General features: G+C 73.1%; 18 protein-coding genes. 6 read left to right on the top strand and 12 right to left on the bottom strand.

From position 1 onward, the window contains the following. Positions 1–360 precede the first annotated feature (360 nt). Positions 361–1,368 carry a stage II sporulation protein M gene (locus tag ACFYU0_RS35350; RefSeq protein ID WP_389306525.1) on the bottom strand — a complete coding sequence of 336 codons (1,008 nt, stop codon included), beginning with the start codon at positions 1,366–1,368 and terminating at the stop codon, positions 361–363. A 143-nt stretch (positions 1,369–1,511) separates the two neighbouring features. Between ACFYU0_RS35350 and ACFYU0_RS35345 the strand changes: the two genes are divergently transcribed. Next, positions 1,512–2,525: an RDD family protein gene (locus tag ACFYU0_RS35345; RefSeq protein WP_389306523.1), complete on the top strand. Its 1,014-nt coding sequence runs from the start codon at positions 1,512–1,514 to the stop codon at positions 2,523–2,525. A 46-nt stretch (positions 2,526–2,571) separates the two neighbouring features. Here the strand turns inward: ACFYU0_RS35345 and ACFYU0_RS35340 are convergent, their stop codons facing one another. The 8 genes from ACFYU0_RS35340 to ACFYU0_RS35305 all read right to left on the bottom strand — a co-directional run bounded on the left by ACFYU0_RS35340 (position 2,572) and on the right by ACFYU0_RS35305 (position 10,947). Beyond that, positions 2,572–3,183 (bottom strand): hypothetical protein, encoded by a 612-nt coding sequence (locus ACFYU0_RS35340; RefSeq protein ID WP_389306521.1) that lies wholly within the window; start codon positions 3,181–3,183, stop codon positions 2,572–2,574. A gap of 178 nt (positions 3,184–3,361) precedes the next feature. Continuing rightward, positions 3,362–4,819 (bottom strand): adenosylhomocysteinase, encoded by a 1,458-nt coding sequence (gene ahcY / locus ACFYU0_RS35335; protein ID WP_351664633.1) that lies wholly within the window; start codon positions 4,817–4,819, stop codon positions 3,362–3,364. A gap of 251 nt (positions 4,820–5,070) precedes the next feature. Then, positions 5,071–6,051: a cation diffusion facilitator family transporter gene (locus ACFYU0_RS35330; protein ID WP_351664635.1), complete on the bottom strand. Its 981-nt coding sequence runs from the start codon at positions 6,049–6,051 to the stop codon at positions 5,071–5,073. A 132-nt stretch (positions 6,052–6,183) separates the two neighbouring features. Then, on the bottom strand, positions 6,184–7,335 hold the full coding sequence (gene manA / locus ACFYU0_RS35325) for a mannose-6-phosphate isomerase, class I (protein ID WP_389306518.1): 1,152 nt from the start codon (positions 7,333–7,335) through the stop codon (positions 6,184–6,186). A 130-nt stretch (positions 7,336–7,465) separates the two neighbouring features. After that, positions 7,466–8,593: an SIS domain-containing protein gene (locus ACFYU0_RS35320; RefSeq protein ID WP_389306515.1), complete on the bottom strand. Its 1,128-nt coding sequence runs from the start codon at positions 8,591–8,593 to the stop codon at positions 7,466–7,468. Between the two features lie 110 nt (positions 8,594–8,703). Continuing rightward, complete coding sequence (locus ACFYU0_RS35315; protein ID WP_007382472.1) at positions 8,704–8,874, bottom strand: Trm112 family protein; 171 nt, start codon at positions 8,872–8,874, stop codon at positions 8,704–8,706. 154 nt (positions 8,875–9,028) lie between these two features. Continuing rightward, complete coding sequence (locus ACFYU0_RS35310) at positions 9,029–10,393, bottom strand: phosphomannomutase/phosphoglucomutase (protein WP_389306513.1); 1,365 nt, start codon at positions 10,391–10,393, stop codon at positions 9,029–9,031. Positions 10,394–10,569: 176 nt separating this feature from the next. Next, the gene (locus ACFYU0_RS35305; RefSeq protein WP_250404864.1) at positions 10,570–10,947 is read right to left on the bottom strand and encodes a DUF3499 domain-containing protein; all 378 of its coding nucleotides are present in this window, start codon (positions 10,945–10,947) and stop codon (positions 10,570–10,572) included. 366 nt (positions 10,948–11,313) lie between these two features. Here ACFYU0_RS35305 and ACFYU0_RS35300 point away from each other — a divergent pair, with 366 nt between their 5' ends. Next, positions 11,314–11,766, top strand: coding sequence for a metallopeptidase family protein (locus ACFYU0_RS35300; RefSeq protein ID WP_389306527.1), 453 nt, complete (start codon positions 11,314–11,316; stop codon positions 11,764–11,766). Positions 11,767–11,838: 72 nt separating this feature from the next. On the opposite strand, the gene ACFYU0_RS35295 is transcribed toward ACFYU0_RS35300, so the two are convergent. The 3 genes from ACFYU0_RS35295 to ACFYU0_RS35285 all read right to left on the bottom strand — a co-directional run bounded on the left by ACFYU0_RS35295 (position 11,839) and on the right by ACFYU0_RS35285 (position 17,499). Beyond that, positions 11,839–13,341, bottom strand: coding sequence for a DUF5719 family protein (locus tag ACFYU0_RS35295; protein ID WP_351664643.1), 1,503 nt, complete (start codon positions 13,339–13,341; stop codon positions 11,839–11,841). Continuing rightward, on the bottom strand, positions 13,338–17,021 hold the full coding sequence (locus ACFYU0_RS35290; protein WP_389306510.1) for a glycosyltransferase: 3,684 nt from the start codon (positions 17,019–17,021) through the stop codon (positions 13,338–13,340). The genes ACFYU0_RS35295 and ACFYU0_RS35290 overlap by 4 nt, the downstream gene beginning before the upstream one ends. A gap of 214 nt (positions 17,022–17,235) precedes the next feature. Beyond that, on the bottom strand, positions 17,236–17,499 hold the full coding sequence (locus ACFYU0_RS35285) for a WhiB family transcriptional regulator (RefSeq protein ID WP_003975777.1): 264 nt from the start codon (positions 17,497–17,499) through the stop codon (positions 17,236–17,238). A gap of 668 nt (positions 17,500–18,167) precedes the next feature. Here ACFYU0_RS35285 and ACFYU0_RS35280 point away from each other — a divergent pair. From ACFYU0_RS35280 to ACFYU0_RS35265, 4 genes are all read left to right on the top strand, one after another. After that, positions 18,168–18,674 (top strand): cysteine dioxygenase family protein, encoded by a 507-nt coding sequence (locus ACFYU0_RS35280; protein WP_351664647.1) that lies wholly within the window; start codon positions 18,168–18,170, stop codon positions 18,672–18,674. Positions 18,675–18,707: 33 nt separating this feature from the next. Beyond that, positions 18,708–19,667 carry a 2-phospho-L-lactate transferase gene (cofD, locus tag ACFYU0_RS35275; protein ID WP_351664649.1) on the top strand — a complete coding sequence of 320 codons (960 nt, stop codon included), beginning with the start codon at positions 18,708–18,710 and terminating at the stop codon, positions 19,665–19,667. Then, positions 19,664–20,971, top strand: a complete 1,308-nt coding sequence (locus ACFYU0_RS35270) for a coenzyme F420-0:L-glutamate ligase (protein WP_389306507.1) — start codon at positions 19,664–19,666, stop codon at positions 20,969–20,971. The genes cofD and ACFYU0_RS35270 overlap by 4 nt, the downstream gene beginning before the upstream one ends. A gap of 81 nt (positions 20,972–21,052) precedes the next feature. Further along, the gene (locus ACFYU0_RS35265) at positions 21,053–22,099 is read left to right on the top strand and encodes a DNA-3-methyladenine glycosylase family protein (protein ID WP_389306505.1); all 1,047 of its coding nucleotides are present in this window, start codon (positions 21,053–21,055) and stop codon (positions 22,097–22,099) included. Position 22,100: the final 1 nt, after the last annotated feature.

Below are 22,100 nucleotides of genomic sequence, written 5' to 3'. Positions count from 1 at the left end.
TCTCGGGCTTTCCTCCGGGCGCTTCCCTTCGTTCTTGCGTTTCCGACTCTATCAGATCTTTTCTCGACCCGATTTCCTCGGTGCTTTCCAGGTTCTCGCTCTCGCGTTTCCCTTTCCGGCGGTTCCGACTTTATCAGAAGTTTTCAGCCGGTCTGACCGGCTGCTCATTTCTGAGTAATTCGGAGGAGTGCTTCTCTCGGCCGCGTCAGCGGCTCTTGGGAAGCGAGTAGATTCTAAACGATCAGCCCCGAACTTGTCCAGTTCTAGGCAACTGTTTGAATCTACCTCCCCGCTCGCGCCGTGTCAACGGCTCTTGCGGGGCGATGGAGAGACTAGCAGCTCAGAGACCGTGGATGCACATCAGGCGGCCGTGGGCACGGTGGAACTCCGTTCGGTCGCCTCGACGTCCCCCGTCTCTCCGGCCCGCACCGCACGGCCGCCCAGGACGAAGACGTACGCCAGGAACGCCAGCTCGGCCGCGATCCCGATGCCGATCCGAGCCCAGGTGGGCAGGCCGGACGGGGTGACGAAGCCTTCGATGGCACCGGAGACGAAGAGGACGAGCGCCAGGCCGATGGCCATGCCGACCGCGGCTCGGCCCTCCTCGGCGAGGGCGACCCGTCGGGTGCGCGGCCCCGGGTCGATGAGGGTCCAGCCGAGGCGCAGACCGGTGCCGGCGGCGACGAACACCGCGGTCAGTTCGAGCAGGCCGTGCGGAAGGATCAGTCCGAGGAACGTGTCGAGGCGGCCGGCGGACGACATCAGGCCGAAGCCGACGCCCAGGTTGAGCATGTTCTCGAAGAGGATGAAGAGCACGGGCAGGCCCAGGAAGATGCCCAGGACCAGGCACATCGCCGCCGCCTGGGCGTTGTTCGTCCAGACCTGGGCGGCGAAGGACGCCGCGGGGTGGCTCGAGTAGTAGGTCTCGTACTCGCCGCCGGGGCGGGTCAGCTCGCGCAGCTGGCTGGGGGCCGCGATGGTCGACTGCACCTCCGGATGGGTGCCTATCCACCAGCCCAGGAGGATCGCGACGGCTGTGGAGACGAGCGCGGTGGGCACCCACCAGCGACGCGCGCGGTAGACCGCGGCGGGGAATCCCTGTCCCAGGAAGCGTGTGACGTCCCGCCATGACGAACGGCGGGTGCCGGTCACGGCGCTGCGCGCGCGTGCCACCAGTTGGCTGAGCCTGCCGGTCAGCTGCGGGTCGGGGGCGCTGGACTGGATGAGGGAGAGGTGGGTGGCGGTGCGCTGGTAGAGGGCGACGAGCTCGTCCGCCTCGGTTCCGTTGAGCCGGCGCCGGCGGCGGAGCAGGGAGTCGAGGCGGTCCCACTCGGCGCGGTGTGCGGCGACGAAGACGTCCAGGTCCATGGGGTCTGCCTGCTCCTCGGCTGGTCGTCCACTGCTCGTCGTGGAGGCTCTTGTTGCCGTCAGCTTGTCGTACTGCGGCGCGATGCGCCCTCAGCTTGGCAGACTTGCGGTTCACGGGGCAGGCCAGGGGAAGGACGACGGGCGTGAGTGAGCTGGTGACCGGCGAGGCGGTGGCACTCGAACTGCGGCCCGCGAAGCTGCCGAGCAGGGCGTTGGCCGTGTTGCTCGATCTGGTCGTGGCGGTATTCGTGTACATGGCCGCGACGCTGGCGCTGGTGGCGGCGACGGCGTCCCTCGACGAGGCCGCTCAGGTCGCGCTGTCGATCGCCACCTTCCTGCTGGTGCTGGTGGGCGGGCCGATCGCGGTGGAGACGCTCAGTCACGGCCGTTCGCTGGGAAAGCTGGCGTTCGGGCTGCGTGTGGTGCGGGACGACGGTGGTCCCGTCCGGTTCCGGCACGCGTTGGTGCGCGGCGCCATCGGTGTGGTCGAGATCCTGATGACGTTCGGGGTGGTGGCCTGTATCGCCTCGCTGGTGTCGGCGCGGGGGCGGCGGCTCGGTGACGTGTTCGCGGGCACCCTGGTCGTTCGCGAGCGGATACCCGCCGGGCAGGCCGGTCAGGTGCCTCCGCCGCCGCCGTGGCTGTCAGGGCGGTTCGCCGAGCTGGACCTGTCGGCCGTACCGGACGGGCTGTGGCTCGCGATCCGGCAGTACCTGACCCGGATGCGGCAGCTGGACGCGCAGGTGTCCTGGGAGATGGCGCAGCGGCTCGCGGCGGACGTGGCGGCGCGCACGGCCGCTCCCGTGCCGCAGGGCGAGCACCCGGCGGCCTTTCTGGCCGCCGTGCTCCAGGAGCGGCAGTCCCGCGAGGCCCGGCTGACGTTCGGCGGGACCGGGTCCGTCGCGGCGGGCCCGTCGTCCTCACCCTTCTCTCCGGGAGTGTCCGCGGAGCCTGTGGGGCCTCCGGCGACGGGCGGCGGTGCGCCCGGGGGCTTCGCGCCGCCGTCGACGCAGCCGCCCGCGCCGGGCATCCACGGGTCCCCGGTCACCGCTGGGCCTCGGGTTCCCGTGCCGTCGTCTTCCGCGCCGGACGCACCGGTCCGCCCGGACGAGCCGCCGGCCGGTCGCCCCGCCACCGGATTCGCGCCGCCGGCCTGAAGCGTCGGCGGCTGAGGCGCCGCCGGCCTGAAGCGTCGGCGGTCGCTCAGTCGAAGCTGGACGGCGGTGACTGGAGGTCCTCCAGTTCGATCCCGGGCGCGGACAGGACCACGTCCCCGGCGATGTGCACGGTGTGGCTCTCGCCCGTGTCCAGGGCTGTGACCTGGTATTCGTCCACGGTCAGGGGGCCGTTGTCAGTGGCGTGTGCTTCGCTCTTCACCAAGGTCCAGGACTGGTCCAGGGTGCGGGGGGCGAGGACCGGGTCGGTGAATGCGACGAGGCGTACGCGGGTCGCCGAGGAGGGGGTGAGGCGCAGGAGTCGGGCGGTGGCGACGAGGAACGCGGGGGACGTGCCGGTGAAGGCGTGGGCGCGCACATTGCCTTCGGTGGCATGGGTTCCGGTGGCGTCGGTGCGGACCCAGGTGACGCCGTCGAGGGCGGCGCCTCGCACCTGCCAGCCTTCCGCGTGCAGTTCGAGGCGGATGGGGCGGCCGAGGTCGTCCAGGGTGAGGTCGACCGAGCCGCGGTGGTCACCGGCGGGGGTGGTCAGCTGGGAGACGTAGCGCCAGCCGGAGGGGCCGGGCGCGCACTGGAAGTGCTCTTCGGCGAAGGGGGTGTGATCGTGCGGATCGTGAAGCGAATATCGGCCGCGTGGCATGGGGGTCCTGGGTCTTGACGGGCCGGCGGTCCGGCTGCGGCTGCTGGTCCGGTCCGGGCCAAAGGGGGCAGGCCCCCGGCAAGGGGGTGCGGGGGCCTGCCTCTGCGGATCTTGCGGACCTGCTGCCGGGGAGCGCGGCGGTGCACCGGTGTGCTCCCCGGCGGGCGGGACTGCGGACTCAGTAGCGGTAGTGGTCCGACTTGTAGGGGCCGTCGACCTCCACGCCGATGTAGGAGGCCTGCTCGGGGCGCAGCTTGGTGAGCTTCACGCCGAGGGCGTCCAGGTGGAGGCGGGCGACCTTCTCGTCGAGGTGCTTGGGCAGCACGTAGACGCCGGTCGGGTACTCGTCGGGCTTGGTGAACAGCTCGATCTGGGCCAGGGTCTGGTCCGCGAAGGAGTTGGACATCACGAACGACGGGTGACCGGTGGCGTTGCCGAGGTTCAGCAGGCGGCCCTCGGACAGCACGATGATGACCTTGCCGTCGGGGAACGTCCAGGTGTGGACCTGCGGCTTGACCTCGTCCTTGACGATGCCCGGGATCTGGGCGAGGCCGGCCATGTCGATCTCGTTGTCGAAGTGGCCGATGTTGCCGACGATCGCCTGGTGCTTCATCTTCGCCATGTCCGAGGCGAGGATGATGTCCTTGTTGCCGGTGGTGGTGACGAAGATGTCGGCGGTCTCGACGACCTCGTCCAGGGTGGTGACCTGGTAGCCGTCCATCGCCGCCTGCAGGGCGCAGATCGGGTCGATCTCGGTGATGATCACGCGGGCGCCCTGGCCGCGCAGGGACTCCGCGCAGCCCTTGCCCACGTCGCCGTAGCCGCAGACGACGGCGGTCTTGCCGCCGATGAGGACGTCGGTGGCGCGGTTGATGCCGTCGACCAGGGAGTGGCGGCAGCCGTACTTGTTGTCGAACTTCGACTTGGTGACGGCGTCGTTGACGTTGATCGCGGGGAAGAGGAGGACGCCGTCGCGCTGCATCTCGTACAGACGGTGGACGCCGGTCGTGGTCTCCTCGGTGACGCCGCGGATCTCCGAGGCGAGCTGGGTCCACTTCTGGGGGTTCTCGCCCAGGGTGCGGTGCAGCAGCTGGAGGATGACGCGGTGCTCGTCGGACTCGGCGGTCTCCAGGCCGGGGACCTTGCCGTCCTTCTCGTACTCGACGCCCTTGTGGACGAGCAGGGTGGCGTCGCCGCCGTCGTCGAGGATCATGTTCGGGCCGCCGGTGGCGCTGTCAGGCCAGGTCAGCGCCTGCTCGGTGCACCACCAGTACTCCTCCAGGGTCTCGCCCTTCCAGGCGAAGACCGGGACGCCCTGCGGGTTGTCCGGCGTGCCGTTCGGACCGACGGCGATGGCGGCGGCCGCGTGGTCCTGGGTGGAGAAGATGTTGCAGGAGGCCCAGCGGACCCGCGCGCCGAGGGCGACCAGGGTCTCGATGAGGACGGCGGTCTGCACGGTCATGTGCAGGGAGCCGGTGACGCGGGCGCCGGCGAGGGGCTGGGCCTCGGCGTATTCCTTGCGGATCGCCATCAGGCCCGGCATCTCGTGCTCGGCGAGGGTGATCTCCTTGCGGCCGAACTCGGCCAGGGAGAGGTCGGCGACCTTGAAGTCCTGTCGGTTGTCGACAGTCGTCATTGGGAGCTGCTCCTCGGGGTTGGGTCGAGGGTGGGTACGGCTGGTCTGCGCGACGGCGGACACAGGAATGCCCGAGAAGAGGACACAGGCATGCCCACGTGCGCGCAGCGCAGTCCGTCGGAGGCCCTCTCTCCCTCGGCCGGTCCGCTTCGGGACCGCCCGACCGCCATCAGCAGCGACGTCTGGCTCCGTCCCAAGCTACACCGGGAGACGGGAGAGCCCCCAGTCCGCCTTCGACGAGTTCCCGTCAATCAGTGTCCGGCCGCGTGCGGGGTGGGGCCGCCAGGGGTGGCCTCCGGGTCCGGGCCCTTGGCGGCCTCGGCCTCGCTGTAGATGTCGGGTTCCAGGTAGATCACGCGGGCGATGGGGACGGCCGTCCGGATACGGGCCTCGGCGGCGTCGATGGCCCGGGCGACCTCCGTGGCCGTGTCGTCGTGCTGGACGGCGATCTTGGCGGCGACCAGCAGTTCCTCGGGGCCGAGGTGGAGGGTGCGCATGTGGATGATCCGGGTGACGGTGTCGCCGTCGACGATCGCGGCCTCGATCTTCTTGACCTCCTCGAGGCCCGCGGCCTCGCCGAGGAGCAGCGACTTGGTCTCGGCGGCGAGCACGAGGGCGATGCAGACCAGCAGGACACCGATGCAGACCGTGCCGATGCCGTCCCAGACGCCGTCACCGGTGAGCAGGGCCAGGCCGACGCCGCCGAGGGCGAGGACCAGACCGATGAGCGCGCCGAAGTCCTCGAGGAGCACGACGGGCAGCTCGGGGGCCTTGGCGCGGCGGATGAACTGCGACCAGGACAGCTTGCCGCGGAGTTCGTTGGACTCCTTCATGGCCGTGCGGAAGGAGAAGCCCTCGGCGATGATCGCGAAGAGCAGGACCCCCACCGGCCAGTACCAGTGCTCGACCTCGTGGGGGTGGGTGATCTTCTCGTAGCCCTCGTAGATGGCGAACATGCCGCCGATGGAGAAGAGCACGATCGAGACGAGGAAGGCGTAGATGTAGCGCTCGCGGCCGTAGCCGAAGGGGTGCTGCGGGGTCGCCTCGCGCTGCGCCTTCTTGCCGCCGACGAGCAGCAGGAACTGGTTGCCGGAGTCGGCGACCGAGTGGACACCTTCGGCGAGCATCGACGACGAGCCGCTGAACGCGAAGGCCACGAACTTCGATGCCGCGATCGCGAGATTGGCGCCGAGTGCCGCCACGATCGCCCTGGTACCGCCTGACGCGCTCATGTGTCCGCGTTGTCCCTTCGCCCTCGTCCGTCTACGCCGTCCAGGCGTGTACCCGTCTTTGCCCGTGCTTTGCCGGTGGGCCATTGTTGCAGCCCGTCCGGGTGGCGACGCGTCAGGTGTCCACAAGCCCGGTCATACGATCACAGTGGCCCGGAAGAGCGTGCCCGCGCCGGAGACCTCGGCCTTCTCGCCCGCGGGAACGAAGACCGACTGGCCGGGGGCCAGTCCGTGCTCGCCGGCCCGGACGGACCCGGCCGTGCAGAGCAGGATCTGCGGGGTGTCCAGGGTGAGGTCGTGGGCGGTGCCGCCCTCGGACAGGGCGTACCGGGAGAGCCGGAACTCGTCGATCGGGGTCTCGTAGACCTCCTCGCCGTCCGGGGAGGCCTCGGGGCGCAGGACGCCCGGGTCGCCCGCCTCGAAGCGGACGACGCGCAGCAGTTCGGGGACGTCGACGTGCTTGGGGGTCAGGCCGCAGCGCAGGACGTTGTCGGAGTTGGCCATGATCTCGACGCCGAGGCCGTCGAGGTAGGCGTGCGGGATGCCGGCGCCGAGGAACAGCGCCTCGCCGGGCTGCAGGCGGACGTGGTTGAGGAGCATGGCCGCGATGACGCCGGGGTCGCCCGGGTAGTGGTGGGCGAGGCCGGCGTAGGGGGCGTAGTCGCCGCCGAGGCGGGTGCAGGCGGCGGTGGCCTCGGCGACCGTGTGCGCCATCTCCTGCGGGTCGGCGGTGAGGACGGCGGTGAGGACCTCGCGGAGGGCCGCGTCCTCGGGGCGCGCCCGCAGCAGGTCCACGTACGGCTTCAGGGAGTCGACGCCGAGCCCGTCGAGCAGATCGGCCGCCTCGGCAGGGGCGCGGAACCCGCACAGGCCGTCGAACTCGGTGAGCGCGCAGATCAGTTCGGGCTTGTGGTTGGCGTCCTTGTAGTTGCGGTGCGGGGCGTCGACGGGGATGCCGCGGCGCTCCTCGTCGGCGAAGCCCTCCCCGGCCTGCCGCAGGTCGGGGTGCACCTGGAGGGAGAGGGGCGCGCCGGCGGCGAGGATCTTGAGCAGGAACGGCAGCCGCGGACCGAACCTGGCGACCGCCGCGGGGCCCAGTTCGCGCTCCGGATTCGCGTCGATGACCTCGACGAGCGTCCCGCGCGCGGTGCGTGAGGGGGCGCCCGGGTGGGCGCCCATCCACATCTCCGCCTGCGGTTCGCCGCTCGGCTCGACGCCGAGGAGGTGCGGGATGGCGGTGGTGGAACCCCAGGCGTAGGGGCGGACGGTGTTGTCGAGGCGGTCCATGTGGTTTCTCTGTCTCCGTACGTACGCGGCTCGGCCGGCGCCGGTGGTGTGCCGGTGCCGGCCGGTGTTCCGGTCATGAGGCGCGGGCGGCCCGGCCCGGGCGGGCCCGGATGGGCCGCCCTGGGCAAGATCAGGCCCCGGAAGCGAGCGCCAGGTAAACGGCGGCGAAATCCGTGACGGCGATCAGCTCCGCGAGGGTCTCCAGCTCGTCGCCCTCCTCCGGTTCGAGTTCGCTGACCGGCGTGTCGTGGCTGAGCGCCAGGTCACGGGCGGCGGGGGCGGCGGTGAGGCCGCCGATCGGGCGGTCGCGCAGCAGCACCACGCGCGCGTGCATCGCGGGCGGCTCGTCCACGCGGTCACGGAAGAAGTCGTCCGGGTCGGCGCTGGCCGCGAGCGGGCCGGCCAGCAGGGCGCTGTGCTCGGCGAGCGCCTCGGGGAGTTCGGCGACGAGGGCGGGGCGGCCGGCCAGTTCGGCGAGGGCCGCGACGAAACGGCGGCCTGCGGGCCCGGTCGCGGGGCCCTCCGTCCACACGACGGGGAGGGCGTCGGCGAGTTCGGCGGCGAGGGTCTTGGCCGGGTTGCTGTAGGCCGCGATGGCCGGCCCGCAGCGCTCGGCGATGTGGTCCAGGCGGTCGGCGACCTTCTCCAGGGTGTCCGGCGGCGCGTCCAGCAGTCCGATGCGGTCCAGCAGCGCGAGCAGCGGGGTGAACAGGGCCCAGAAGACGCCCGGGGAGGACGCGGCGAGGGGTTCTTCCTGGTCGTAGGGCGCCGTCGCCATCGGCACGAACATGCCGTGCGCCGCGGCGACCGCCTCGGCGAGCGGGGTGTCGGCCGGGGCGACGGCGACGACCGTGCAGCCCCGGCGGTAGGCCTGCTCGGCGAGCAGGGAGAGGCTGGGCTCGCTGCCGTCCGGGGTGGCGATGAGCAGCAGGTCGACGGAGCCGACCCAGCCCGGGATCTCCCAGCGCAGGGCGCCGGCGGCGGGAGCGACGCCGGTGGGCGCCAGCCGGATGACGGGGCTGCCGGCGCCGGCCAGGGTGCCGAGCAGGTCGGCGGTGTGGGTGGCGGCGGCACCGGGGCCCGCGATCAGCACGGCGCGGGGGCGGCCGTCGGGCTTGAGCTGGGCCACGCCGGCCTCGGCGGCGTGCCGGACGGCGGTGCGTACGCGGGCGCCGGCCTCGGCCGCGCCGCGGAGGAGGCCGCGGCGGTCGGCGTCGGCGAGGCCCTCCGGACTGTCGAGCAGCGATTCGTCGAGCATGGGCGGCAGCCTCCGATCGCCGGGGTCCTGTGCGGGGTTCGAACGCGGGTGGGCGCCTCGTCGGTGCGCGGCGGCGGCGCCGCGGAGCGGGCGGGGCGGGAGCGCCGCGGTTACGCGGGGCGGCGGGCCTCGTCGACGAGCAGGACCGGGATGCCGTCGCGGACCGGGTATGCCAGGCCGCAGTCCTGACCGGTGCAGATCAGCTCGGTGTCCTGCTCCTTGAGGGGGGCGTGACAGGCGGGGCAGGCGAGGATCTCCAGAAGGCCGGCTTCGAGCGGCATGAGGGTGTCCCTTCGGGGCGGAAGTTCTATTGCCGATGTGCTGGTCAGCGTACCGCTGGTGGCGGGGTGGGGCCGGGCCTGCGGGTGCGGGCGGGAGGCGCGCTGCCCGCCTGACCCCGCTCTACCCGGCCCCGGTGCGGGTCGGGCGGGCGGCTCAGGCCCTGATGATCGCCAGGGCCTCGTCGCGGATCCGGATCATCGTCGCCTCGTCCTTCGCCTCGGCGTTCAGGCGCAGCAGCGGCTCCGTGTTGGACGGGCGGACGTTGAACCACCAGTCGGCGGCGGAGACCGTGAGGCCGTCGAGGTCGTCGAGGTCGATGCCCGGGCGGCCCTCGTAGGCGGCGCGGATCGCGGCGAGGCGGGCGGTCTGGTCGGCGACGGTGGAGTTGATCTCGCCGGAGCCCGCGTAGCGGTCGTACTGGGCGGTCAGGGCGGACAGCGGCCCGTCCTGGCCGCCGAGGGCCGCGAGGACGTGGAGGGCGGCCAGCATGCCCGTGTCGGCGTTCCAGAAGTCCTTGAAGTAGTAGTGCGCGGAGTGCTCGCCGCCGAAGATCGCGCCGGAGCGGGCCATCTCGGCCTTGATGAAGGAGTGCCCGACACGGGTGCGGACCGGGGTGCCGCCGTTCTCCTTCACCACCTCCGGGACGGTGCGGGACGTGATCAGGTTGTGGATGACGGTGCCGCTGCCGCCGGTGCGGGCCAGTTCGCGTGCCGCGACCAGGGCGGTGATCGCGGACGGGGAGACCGGGTCGCCGTTCTCGTCCACGACGAAGCAGCGGTCGGCGTCTCCGTCGAAGGCGATGCCCAGGTCGGCGCCCTCGGCGGGGACCCGCTTCTGCAGGTCCACGATGTTGGCCGGGTCGAGGGGGTTGGCCTCGTGGTTCGGGAAGGTGCCGTCCAGTTCGAAGTACATCGGCACGAGGGTCAGGGGCAGGCCGGCGAAGACGGTGGGGACCGTGTGGCCGCCCATGCCGTTGCCGGCGTCGACGACGACCTTCAGGGGGCGGACGGCGGTGAGGTCGACGAGGGACCGCAGGTGGGCCGCGTAGTCCTCCAGCGTCTCGCGGGTGGTGAGGGTCCCCGGCTCGGCGGCCGGCCCGGGTGCGCCCGACTCCAGCCACCGCTCGACGAGTTCGCGGATCTGCGTCAGGCCCGTGTCCTGGCCGACCGGGGCGGCGCCCGCCCGGCACATCTTGATGCCGTTGTACTGCGCCGGGTTGTGGGAGGCCGTGAACATCGCGCCCGGCAGGTTCAGCGCGCCCGAGGCGTAGTAGAGCTGGTCCGTCGAGCACAGGCCGATCTCGGTGACGTCCACCCCGCGGTCGGCGGCGCCGCGCGCGAAGGCGCGGGACAGGCCGGGGGACGAGGGGCGCATGTCGTGGCCGACGACGATGGCCGTCGCGTCCGTCACCTCGGCGAAGGCGGCGCCGAAGAGGGCGGCCAGCGGCTCGTCCCACTGGTCCGGGACCACTCCGCGTACGTCGTACGCCTTCACGATCTGCGACAGATCAGCAGCCACGGCCAACCCTCCTGAAGTCCTATGGGTGCCCACAAACTACCCGTCGGGGGTGAGAGGCGGGTGTGCGGACACCCGCCGGACGCTGTACGGACGGGCAACCGGGCGGCGCGGGGCGGGCAAGTGGGCTCGCGGGCCGTCCGGGTGGGTGCCGGATCGGTTCTCCGCGGGATGCGGAGTCAGTTGTCCGGTGAGCGCAGGATGCGCAGGTGCCCGCGGCGGGCGACCTCCATGGGGTCCGGCGTACGGGCCCCGCCGCCGCCCGCCTCGGCCGCCCGCTGCTGGGGGCGGGCCGCCTCGCGCACGGCGTTGGCGAGCGCTTCCAGGTCGTCCCCGCTGGGCCGCGCGGGCGCGGAGCCGTCCAGGAGCCGGACGACCTCCCAGCCGCGGGGCGCGGTGAGGCGCTCGGAGTGCTCGGCGCACAGGTCGTAGCAGTGGGGCTCGGCGTAGGTGGCGAGCGGGCCGAGGACCGCGGTCGAGTCGGCGTAGACGTACGTCAGCGTCGCGACGGCGGGTCGGCCGCAGGCGGTGCGCGAACAGCGACGTACAGGGCTCACGACGATGGACGGTACCGCACTCTTGAGCGGGCCGCGACGACTCTCCTCCAGGTCACGCCACCGTGTCGGACTGTGAGACGCCCCACAGGCACCTCCGAACGGACCCTGCTGACCTGCGGGTACGGGGTCGGACCGGGTTCCGGGCGGGGAGGCGTTCGGTCACGAGTCAGCACAAACATCGTCAAATGCCTTGAGTCAACCGGTCTTGGAGGGTTACGGAAACGAGCCAGACCTTGGCTTGAATGGTCAACCTCTGACATGCCCGATGACCCGTGTTTCGCCGCGCCCGGCGACACGGAGTGCCGGTGGCCGGTTGCCGCGTGGGGTCGGGCGGGCGGACCGGGCGGGGACTAGGCTTCTGCGGTGATGGACAACCGTGTACCGCCCCGCGCCACCGGCCCCGGGCCCCGTCGCCGTGATCGCCACGGGCGGGGCATGCGTGGGCCGATCGCGCCGCCGCAGGTACCGCTGGCGGCCAGCCGCGCCGAGGTGTTCGCGGACCTGGTGCAGGACTCCGTGGAGCGTCTCGAGCGGCGGTGGCCGCAGCTGGCCGACATGGACTTCATGGTGCTCGAGGTGCCGCGGCTCGAGGTCCGGGACGCGGACCTCTGGGGCGACGAGGCCGTGCCGCTGGGCGGGATCATTCCCGCACGGGACGGGCGGCGGGCCCGGGTCGTGGTGTACCGGCGGCCGGTGGAGATCCGCACCAAAGGGCGGGACGAGCGGGCCGCGCTGGTGCACGAGGTCGTGGTGGAGCAGGTGGCGGAGCTGCTGGGACTGACTCCGGAGACGGTTGATCCCCGGTACGGGGAGGACTAGGGCCGCGCCCCGCCGCAGGCGTCCCCCGAGCCGGGCGGCTCGGCCGCGGCTCGGCGGGACGCGTGCCCCGGGTCACTTCTGCAGGAGGGACAGGTCCTCTTCCGTCCGGGGGACCGAGACCAGGCCCCGGTCACTGGGCAGGGTCTGGACGGTGAAGGCCGGGACGCCGGCCGCCGTGGACGTGAGGGTGCGCGCGGCGTAGAGGGGACCGCCGGAGACGGGTTCCACCGTCAGGGCGTAGGTGCCCTTCAGACCGGACGGGACGAGGGCCGGGATGTCCTGCGTGGTGCCGGACTTGACGGTGAAGGTCTTCGTCACCGGGGCGCCGCCCTCGCTGCCCGCCGAGGCCGTGACCTTCACCGTGGTGGTGGCCGTCGGCGCGGTCAGGGAGAGGGTCGAGGTCTTGCCGCGGTTGTCGGCCGACGTGGCCCGCTTGCCGACGGGGGCGGTGGCGGGGATGAAGGCCGTCTCCTGCTTGGCCCCCTTGCCCCGGACCACGCGCAGGGCCGCCACCACGGGCACGGACTGGTCGGTGGGCGTGAGTACCAGGGAGCCCGCCTCGCCACGGGTGACGTCGCCGAGGTCGGCCGAGGTCGTCATCCCGGCCTTGACGTGCAGGGTCTCGTTCCCGGCCGGGGTGATCAGGCCGTCGGGCGAGGCCAGGCGGACCTTCAGGTCCGCGTCGGTGTCGCCGGGGGTGAAGGCGATCAGGCGGACGTCGGTGGCGTCCTTGGGGATGCCGGGCAGCACCAGGCTGCCGGAGGGATCGTCCGCCGCGGCCAGCCAGTCGCCGCCCACCTTGTCGTCCAGTGCCTGCACCGCCGCACCGACCCGGCCGCTGCGCACGCTGACGTGCACGGTCAGATCGCTCTGCCGTTCGTCGGTGAGCGTGGAGAGCAGGACGGGCTCGCTCCCGTGCGCCGGGATCGTGAAGCCGTCCGTGACCGAGGACTTGATCGCGCCGTCCTTGCCGTACAGCTCGATGTCGACGACGGCGGCCGAGTCCTCCGGGTTGGTGAGGTGCACGTAGTCGGTGCGGCCGGCGGCCGTGCTGGCGCCGGGGAACCAGAACTCGGTGTCCGGGGCCGTGCAGTTGACGCCCTGCAGCCCACGGCCGGTACCCGCGACCACCTCGGTGGTCTCCTGCACCGTCCAGCCGGGCGCGTACCTGCCGTCGGCGGTGCCGATCTGCGCCGGGGTCTCGGCGCCCGAGGTGTCGCCGGTGGCCGGCGTGCCGGGGTTCTTCGGGGTGAGGACCGCCTTGGCGGGCTTCTTGGCGTCCCCGCCCTTCTTCGACCCGCCCGCGCCGTCCGACTGCTCGTCGGCCGCCTGGAGTTGCGCCTTGCCGCCGCTCGCCGTGCCCCTCGTGACGGGCGTGAACGACGTGTACGAGGTGTCGGCGATGTCGGAGGAACTGGGCGCGGGGCACAGCAGGCTGGTGCGCTCCACGGGCAGTTCCGCGGCGGCCTCGGCCGGGGCCGCGCCGGACGCGGACGGGGTGTCGAGCGCGGCGAAGGCGGTGACGGCGGCCAGCGCGGTCGTGCAGGCGATCAGGGACAGGGTCGTGCGGTTCACTGCTGGCTCCCGTCGGGGCGCTCGCTGCCGGTGCCGTACTGCTGCTGGGCCGGGTCGTAACCATGCTGGTACGCCTGCTGGTCGTACGCCTGCTGCTCGGCCGTGCCGCCGTAGGCGTAGGGGTCGTACTGGCCGTTCTGGTAGGCGTCGGCCCCGTACGCCTGCTGGTCGTAGCCCTCGGCCGGGTACTGCCCGGCTTCCTGGTACTGGTTGGCTTCCTGGTACTGGCCGGCGTCCTGGTACTGGCCGGTGCCGTAGCCGGGGTAGTCGCCGCTCGGGTAGTCCCACTCGCCGTACGCCGGCTGCTGGGGGACGGCCGCGGGGGCCTGCTGCGGGGGTGGCGGCACGTCGGCGGGACCGGGCTGGTGCGGGACGGCCGCCTCGGGCTCCTCCGGGACGGCGGCCTCCTCGGCCTGGGCGCGCAGCCGGCGGGCGCGGCGGCCCTCGCCGGCGGTGGCCTCGGCGGGCACCGGCTCCTCCTCGGGCAGGTCGTCGTCGATGTCGCGGCGGCGGCCGGGCAGGGCGAGGACGACCAGGACGACGGCCAGCGCGCCCTGTGCCCACAGCCAGGCGGTGTGGGTGATCGGGTCGTCGTGCACGACGTCCAGCCGGCCGCCGGTGGAGGGCAGTTGGAAGCCCTGCGCCCAGCCGTCGACCGTGGTGGAGGTGAGCGGCTTGCCGTCCAGGGTGGCCGTCCACCCGTCGGAGGCGGCGTCGGCCAGCCGCAGCACACGGCCGCCGGAGCCGGAGGGGACGGTCGTGTGGATCTCCACGGGCCCGGAGGCGACGGATTGCGCGGCGCCGGTGCCGCCCGCCGGCACGATGGTGGCGCGGGAGACCTGCTGGTCGACGCGCCAGAGGGCGCTGCCGTCCTGCTGGCTGAGCCGGCTCAGGCCGGGTGTGGCGTCCAGGACGCGGGTGATGTCGCGGGGCGCGCCCTTGTGGACCAGGACGTAGCGCACGGCGAAGCCGCCAAGCTGGCCCGCCTGGTCGGCGCCGGAGCCCGCGACCAGGTTGGCGACGACCTTGTCGAGCCTGGCGTTCTCGCCGTCGGTGGCGGCGAGTTCGGCGTCTCCCATCCGGGCGCCGGAGCCGCGGACCAGGCTGTAGCGCACGCGTGCGGTGGAGTCGCTGTCCAGGACCAGGGTGCGGGCCTGGTCGCGGGTGGTGGCGTCCTCGGCGACGAACGCGGGGACCTGCACCGGGTCGCGGCGCTCCAGCGGGCCGTCGGCGCCGCCGATCATCCAGCCGGCGGCGACGAGCAGCGGGCCCGCGGCCGAGGCGAAGGCGATCAGGGCGGCGACGGGCTGGCGCCAGCCGAAGCTCTGCTCGGCGACGCGCGCGCGGGCCCCGTCGGCGCCGAGCGCGGCGGCGGACAGCAGGGCGATGCCGTAGACGAGGGTGGCCGGTCCGGCCCACGTGGAGCGGTTGGACAGGACGGCGAAGACGAGGGCCACGAGGGCGACCGCCCAGGCGGTCCGGATGCCCAACTGGCGTTCGGAGCGCAGCAGTGCGGCAAGGGCGGCGAGGACGATGCCGATGAGCATCAGACCGTCGACGGTGCCGGGGCCGCCCGGGCCCGCGCCGAGCAGGTCGAGCGCGGAGGCGCTGGAGGCGCCGTACTCCAGGCCCGCCTCCGTGAAGAAGCCGGTCGGGAGCAGCGTCAGCGACCAGGGGGCGAGGATCAGCAGCGGGGTGCCGAGCTGGGCGAGGAAGCGCAGGCCGTGGGCGACGAGGTCGCCGCGGCGCAGGACCAGCACACCGATGCCGAGGATCAGCGCGATGGGCCAGACGATCGGGGTGAACGCCGTGGTGATGGTCAGCAGCAGCGCGTACGCCCAGGTGGCGCGCCAGCTGCCGCGCGCACCGGAGGCGCGGGTGAGGCCGCTCGCGGCGATGCCCGCGCGCGCGATGAGCGGCAGCAGCACGGCGAGGACGGCGGTGCCGATGCGGCCGCCGGCCAGGGCGCCGGTGGCGGCGGGCAGGAAGGCGTAGGCGATCGCGGCCCAGGCGCGCAGCAGGCGGGAGGTGACCAGGGGCCGGGAGGCGAAGTAGGCGGTGAGGCCGGCCAGCGGGACCGAGCAGACCAGCAGCACGGTGACGGCGAGTCCGGTGGAGCCGAACAGGATCGAGGCGAGGGTCGCGACGATGGCGAGGTAGGGCGGTGCGGCGGCGGTGCCGCCGGCGCCCACCGGGTGCCAGGCGTCCAGGTAGCGGGACCACAGGTCGCCGGCGCTCGCCGGGGCGGGCAGCAGGGCGCCGCCCGCGAGGGCGCCGCCGCCGAGCAGGGCGCGGCAGGCGACGAGCGAGACCAGCAGCAGGGCCAGGAAGAGCACCGGGCCGGGCTTGCGGGCGATCCGCTTCAGCCGGGCGAACTGCTCGATCTCCAGGAAGTCGGCGTCGTCGCCGCCGGGCCCGGACTCCACGGCGCCGCCGTGCCGGCCGGCCGAGGAGGTCTCGCTGTCGGAGCGGCCGGAGAAGTTGCCCGCGACCTGTTCCACGGTGGCGCGGATGGTCGCGCCGGGGGGCGGGAAGAGCCGGCGCAGCTCGGTCTTGTCGATCTGGGAGGGGCCGCGGCGGCGCCGGCCGGCGAGGATCCGCTCGGGCCGCAGCAGGGTTCCCAGGAGACCGCGGATCTCGTCGACGGCCTGCCCGGGGACCTTGCCGACCAGGTAGGCGACGGTCCTCAGCAGGGTGCCGAGGACGAGCCGCAGCAGCACCCAGGGCAGCGCGGCCGTGCGGGTGTTGACGAGCAGGGTGTAGATGGCGCCGGCCTTGTCGACCTTGTGCGGGGAGGCGGCGGTGCGGCCCACGCAGTCGACGGTGCGGCGCTCGCGGGAGGCCGCCTCGGCGTGTCGCACGACGGCGTCCGGGGCGACGAGGACCCGGTGGCCGGCCGTGTGGGCCCGCCAGCACAGGTCGACGTCGTCGCGCATCAGGGGCAGCCGGCGGTCGAATCCACCGAGCTGTTCGAAGACGTCGCGGCGGACGAGCATGCCGGCGGTGGAGACGGACAGCACGGTGCGGACGTGGTCGTGCTGGCCCTGGTCCTGCTCCCGGCGGTCCAGGCCGGTCCAGCGGCGGCCGGAGTTGGCGATGGAGACGCCGACCTCCAGCAGCTGCCTGCGGTCGTACCAGCCGCGCAGCTTGGGACCGACGATCGCCACGTCGTCGCGGCCGAGTTCGAGTTCGTTGTCGACGACCCGCAGCAGCTGCGCGAGGGCGTCGGGTTCGGGGGCGCAGTCGTCGTGCAGCAGCCAGAGCCACTGGACGGGCTCGCCGTGCGGCAGTTCGGGCAGGTCGTAGGCGTCGTCGCGCCACGAGCGCGTGACCGGGTCCCAGCCGCTGGGGCGCCTGAGGTAGGGAAGCTCGTCGGGGGTGAGGAGGGGGGCGATGCGGCTCGCCTCCTCCACCGCCTGGCCGAAGCCGGTGCGCCGGGCCAGGTGCAGCACGCGGTCGTCGCCGAGGGCCTCGGCGACCAGCTGGGCGGAGTCGTCCGCGCTGCCGGTGTCGGCCGCCACCGCGTTCTGGACGGGGCGCTCCTGGCCGAGCAGTCCGGCCAGCGCGTCGGGCAGCCAGCGGGCGCCGTCGTGGGAGACGAGGACCGCCGTCACCACATGACGCGGGAACTCAGGATGGGCAGCCGGGTCTTGAGCTGCCGTTTGGCTGTGCACGGACATCGAGGTACGGGCCCCGGTTCGATGGACTGCGGTGGACGCCTGTGTCCCGAGGGGACAGCGGTGCGTCTCGGACGAGCGACCACACTATCGGCTGACCATGAGGACGACCCGCCGCCTGTGGATAACCCACGGGCGACGGGCCGTTCGCGACATGTGCTGGGGTGCCGTCCGGCCGCTCGGCGGTGCGGCGGCCGCAGGGGCGACCGGGCGCCGGTCAGACGGCGGCCTTCTTCAGCCGGCGGCGCTCACGCTCGGACAGACCGCCCCAGATGCCGAAGCGCTCGTCGTTGGCGAGGGCGTACTCGAGGCATTCGGAGCGCACCTCGCAGGCGAGGCAGACCTTCTTCGCCTCTCTCGTCGAGCCGCCCTTCTCGGGGAAGAAGGACTCGGGGTCGGTCTGGGCGCACAGTGCGCGCTCCTGCCAGCCGAGTTCCTCGTCCGCGTCGTCGACCAGCAGTTGCTGCACCAGCTCGGTCATGTGCGCCCCTCGTCTGTCTCCACGTCCCCGTGCGTAGCCGCTACCGATTTCGGCTGAACGACACGAGTGAAATTACAAGTGTGCTGCTCCGGGCGAGTCAAGCCGAGATCTGCTATTGAGCCCGTTATTCACTCTGCGGAACCAAGGCCGTGCGGAAAGTGTTCAAATCGCCTTAAACCCTGACACACAGAAAAGGGCCCGTTGGGGCGGCGGACCCCGCACAGCTCCCTGTACGAAGAAGGACGCCCCCGCGTTCGATCTCGTTCCGGGAGGCTCGAGCGCTCGGTTGTGCGCCATGTGTCCCGGGATCCGGGCGAACAAACCTTTCACCTGACAGATGAACCGGATGAGGTGAACCATGTCGCACTTTCCGGGCGCCGAGTTGACAGTCCGGGTGTGAGCCGGTGTCCTTGTGGGCATGCTCGCGAACTTGGCGCCCGTCTCGACCCGCACCGCCGGGTCCCTCGGTGCCGCACGCGCGCGCTGTAGCTGTTGTTGCTGTCCCAGCTGTTGAGCCCATCGCGCTCCGGCTGCTCCCGAGTCCACCCCGGCTCGGCCGCGTTTCCCTGTCCTTGACCCTCATCCGGGACACCTCTCCTCGCCCGCGACCCGGGCGGACGCAGAGCGACACCCAGCCCCCACTCTCCGCCGAGGAACCCCCTCACCCGATGAACAGCGACAACGACCTCCAGATCGCCGGCGACATCCTCGAAGTCCCGCACCTGCTCCAGCCGCCGCGTGAGCACCCCGCCACCGTCGCCGAGTTCGTGGGCCTCGCCCGCGCCATCGCCGCCGACCGCTCCCAGTGGGCGCACCTCGTCCGCTACGACGCCGCCACCCGCTGGTACCACCGGCTCCGCACCGGCCCCGGCTACGAGGTCTGGCTGCTGTCCTGGGTGCCCGGGCAGGGCAGCGGACCGCACGACCACGGCCGTTCCTCCGGTGTCCTCACCGTCCTGGACGGGACGCTGACCGAGCGCACCGGGCGGGGCACGCGCGCGCTGGCGGCCGGCGCCCAGCGGGTGTTCGCGCCGGGCTACGTGCACGAGGTGGTGAACGACGCGCTGGAGCCCGCGGTGAGCCTGCACGTCTACTACCCGGGCTTGACCGAGATGCCGATGCACGACTCCCCGCACTGCGAGGCGCGGACCGGACCGCGTCCGGTGACTGCCTGACACGATGTCGCACCCGCCTGCGAGAATCGGCGCATGCGCATTGTGGTTCTGGCAGGCGGCATCGGTGGTGCCCGGTTCCTGCGCGGTCTGAAGCGGGCCGTGCCGGACGCGGACGTCACGGTCATCGGCAACACCGGCGACGACATCCACCTCTTCGGGCTGAAGGTCTGCCCGGACCTCGACACGGTGATGTACACGCTGGGCGGCGGCATCAACGAGGAGCAGGGCTGGGGGCGGACGGACGAGACCTTCCACCTCAAGGAGGAACTGGCGGCCTACGGGGTCGGCCCGGAGTGGTTCGGGCTCGGCGACCGGGACTTCGCCACGCACATCGTGCGGACGCAGATGCTGGGCGCCGGCTTTCCGCTGAGCGCGGTCACCGAGGCGCTCTGCGACCGCTGGAAGCCGGGGGTGCGGCTGATCCCGATGACCGACGACCGCGTGGAGACCCATGTGGCCGTGGACATCGACGGCGAACGCAAGGCGATCCACTTCCAGGAGTACTGGGTGCGGCTGCGCGCCTCGGTCGCCGCCGAGGCGGTCGTGCCGGTCGGCGCCGAGCAGGCCAAGCCGGCGCCGGGCGTCCTGGAGGCCATCGCGGAGGCGGACGTCATCCTCTTCCCGCCGTCCAACCCGGTCGTGTCCATCGGCACCATCCTGGCCGTGCCCGGTGTCCGGGAGGCGATCGCGGAGGCCGGCGTGCCCGTGGTGGGCCTTTCCCCCATCGTGGGGGACGCGCCGGTGCGCGGGATGGCCGACAAGGTGCTCGCCGCCGTGGGCGTGGAGTCCACGGCCGCCGCGGTCGCCGAGCACTACGGCTCGGGGCTGCTGGACGGCTGGCTGGTCGACACCGTGGACGCGGGCGTGGTGGAGCGGGTGGAGGCGGACGGGATCCGCTGCCGGGCCGTGCCGCTGATGATGACCGACGTGGACGCGGCCGCGCAGATGGCGCGGGAGGCGCTGGCGCTGGCCGAGGAGGTGCGGGGAGCGTGAGTGGTCAGCGCCCCGAGTACCGGGTCTGGGCCCCGTCCGGAATCGCCGAGGTACGGCCGGGCGACGACCTGGCCAAGCTGATCGCCGCCGCCGAGCCCGGGCTGGCCGACGGGGACGTGCTGCTCGTCACGTCCAAGATCGTGTCCAAGGCGGAGGGCCGCGTCGTCCGGGCGGACGACCGCGAGGCCGCGATCGACGCGGAGACCGTGCGGGTGGTGGCCCGGCGCGGCCCCCTGCGCATCGTCGAGAACCGGCAGGGCCTGGTGATGGCGGCCGCCGGGGTCGACGCCTCCAACACTCCTTCCGGCACCGTGCTGTTGCTCCCCGAGGACCCCGACGCGTCGGCGCGCGCGATCCGCGACGGACTGCGCGACGCCCTCGGCGTCCGGGTCGGCGTCGTCGTCACCGACACCTTCGGCCGGCCCTGGCGCGCGGGACTCACCGACGTCGCGATCGGCGCCGCCGGGGTGCGCGTGCTGGACGACCTGCGCGGCGGCACGGACGCGCACGGCAACCCGCTCGGCGCCACCGTCGTCGCCACCGCCGACGAACTGGCCGCCGCGGGCGACCTGGTCAAGGGCAAGGCCGCCGGACTCCCGGTCGCCGTGGTCCGCGGGCTGCCCCACGTGGTGGACGGCGGGGACGGCGAGGGGGCGCGGGCGCTGGTGCGCGACGCCCGGGACGACATGTTCCGGCTCGGCACGTCCGAGGCGGTGCGGGAGGCCGTGACCCAGCGCCGTACCGTACGGGCCTTCACCGACGAGCCCGTCGACCCCGGCGCGGTACGACGCGCGGTGGCCGCGGCGGTCACCGCGCCGGCCCCGCACCACACCACGCCCTGGCGGTTCGTACTGCTGGAGTCCGAGGAGTCGCGGGTGCGGCTGCTCGACGCGATGCGGGACGCCTGGATCGCCGACCTGCGCCGGGACGGCAAGAGCGAGGAGTCCATCGCCAAGCGGGTCCGGCGCGGGGACGTGCTCCGCAACGCGCCGTACCTGGTCGTGCCGTGCCTCGTCATGGACGGCTCGCACACCTACGGCGACGCGCGGCGGGACGCCGCCGAGCGGGAGATGTTCGTGGTCGCGACGGGCGCGGGCGTGCAGAACCTCCTGGTCGCGCTGGCCGGGGAGCGGCTGGGCTCGGCCTGGGTGTCTTCGACGATGTTCTGCCGGGACACGGTGCGCGAGGTGCTGGGACTGCCCGCGGACTGGGACCCCATGGGCGCGGTGGCGGTGGGCCATCCGGCAGGGGAACCGCGGCCGCGCCCGGAGCGGGGCGCGGAGGCGTTCATCGAGGTGCGGTGAGGCCGGTGGGCGAAGTCGCGTCCGGCACGCCCGGCGACCGCCTAGTCTCTTAGGACAGCCCGGCACCCCGAGGAACCACCAGTGGCAGGACGATTCGCTCCGCGTCCCACGCTCCCCCACAGCCCGAAAGGCGTGGGAGGGGCCCCCAAGCCTGTGCGCGGCGGGCACGTCGGTGTGCCCGCCGCCGGGATACCCCGGCAGGCCGCGGGGCCGGCCCGGGTGCGGCGCTGGACGCCGGAGGGGCCGCTGGACCTCGGCCTGGTGCTCGGTCCGCTGCGGCGCGGGCCGGGCGATCCGACGTTCCGGACCACGCCGGACGGGTCCGTGTGGCGGGCCACCCTGACACCGGCCGGCCCGGGCACGCTGCGGGTGCGCGCGTACGGCGGCGAGGTGCTCGGTGAGGCGTGGGGGCCGGGTGCGCAGTGGCTGCTGGAGCAGTTGCCCGGGCTGCTGGGAGCCGCCGACGATCCGGACGCTTTCGTGCCCCGGCACCGGGTGGTGGCGCTGGCGCGGCACCGGCGGCCGGGGCTGCGGCTGACGCGGACCGGGCTGGTGCTGGAGTCGCTGATCCCGTCGGTGCTGGAGCAGAAGGTCACGACCGACGAGGCGTACCGTGCGTGGCGCCTGCTGGTGCGGAGGTTCGGGGAGCCGGCGCCCGGCCCCGCGGGGGCGTTCGAGCGGCCGATGTGGGTGATGCCCGCGGCGCGGACGTGGGCGCTGATCCCCTCCTGGGACTGGCACCGGGCCGGCGTCGACGACAAGCGGGCCTCGACGATCCTGCGGGCCGTGCGGGTGGCCGCGCGGCTGGAGCAGGCGGTGGGGATGCCGGCGGCCGAGGCTCGGGCGCGGCTGGAGGTCGTGCCGGGGATCGGGCCGTGGACGTCGGCGGAGGTGGTGCAGCGCAGTCACGGGGCGGCGGACGAGGTGACCGTCGGGGATCTGCATCTGCCGGGGATCGTGGGGTGGGTGCTGGGGCGGAACCGGGACGCGGACGACGCGGAGATGCTGCGGCTGCTTGAGCCTTATGCGGGGCAGCGGCATCGGGCGGCCCGGCTGATTCTGCTCAGTGGGCAGGGGCCGCGGCGGCGGGCGCCGAAGATGCCTCGGGTGGATATCGGGTTGCTTTGAG

Origin of the sequence: Streptomyces sp. NPDC003720, assembly GCF_042875075.1 — a bacterium.
In the GTDB taxonomy this organism is placed as follows: domain Bacteria; phylum Actinomycetota; class Actinomycetes; order Streptomycetales; family Streptomycetaceae; genus Streptomyces.
Note: the sequence above shows the minus strand (reverse complement) of the source record. Positions and strands in the feature narration are given on the sequence as shown.

Coding starts and splice junctions, on each gene's coding strand:
- ACFYU0_RS35350 (WP_389306525.1), bottom strand. CDS start 1,368: ATGGACCTGGACGTCTTCGTCGCCGCACACCGCGCCGAGTGGGACCGC.
- ACFYU0_RS35340 (WP_389306521.1), bottom strand. CDS start 3,183: ATGCCACGCGGCCGATATTCGCTTCACGATCCGCACGATCACACCCCC.
- ahcY (WP_351664633.1), bottom strand. CDS start 4,819: ATGACGACTGTCGACAACCGACAGGACTTCAAGGTCGCCGACCTCTCC.
- ACFYU0_RS35330 (WP_351664635.1), bottom strand. CDS start 6,051: ATGAGCGCGTCAGGCGGTACCAGGGCGATCGTGGCGGCACTCGGCGCC.
- manA (WP_389306518.1), bottom strand. CDS start 7,335: ATGGACCGCCTCGACAACACCGTCCGCCCCTACGCCTGGGGTTCCACC.
- ACFYU0_RS35320 (WP_389306515.1), bottom strand. CDS start 8,593: ATGCTCGACGAATCGCTGCTCGACAGTCCGGAGGGCCTCGCCGACGCC.
- ACFYU0_RS35315 (WP_007382472.1), bottom strand. CDS start 8,874: ATGCCGCTCGAAGCCGGCCTTCTGGAGATCCTCGCCTGCCCCGCCTGT.
- ACFYU0_RS35300 (WP_389306527.1), top strand. CDS start 11,314: ATGGACAACCGTGTACCGCCCCGCGCCACCGGCCCCGGGCCCCGTCGC.
- ACFYU0_RS35290 (WP_389306510.1), bottom strand. CDS start 17,021: ATGTCCGTGCACAGCCAAACGGCAGCTCAAGACCCGGCTGCCCATCCT.
- ACFYU0_RS35285 (WP_003975777.1), bottom strand. CDS start 17,499: ATGACCGAGCTGGTGCAGCAACTGCTGGTCGACGACGCGGACGAGGAA.
- ACFYU0_RS35280 (WP_351664647.1), top strand. CDS start 18,168: ATGAACAGCGACAACGACCTCCAGATCGCCGGCGACATCCTCGAAGTC.
- cofD (WP_351664649.1), top strand. CDS start 18,708: ATGCGCATTGTGGTTCTGGCAGGCGGCATCGGTGGTGCCCGGTTCCTG.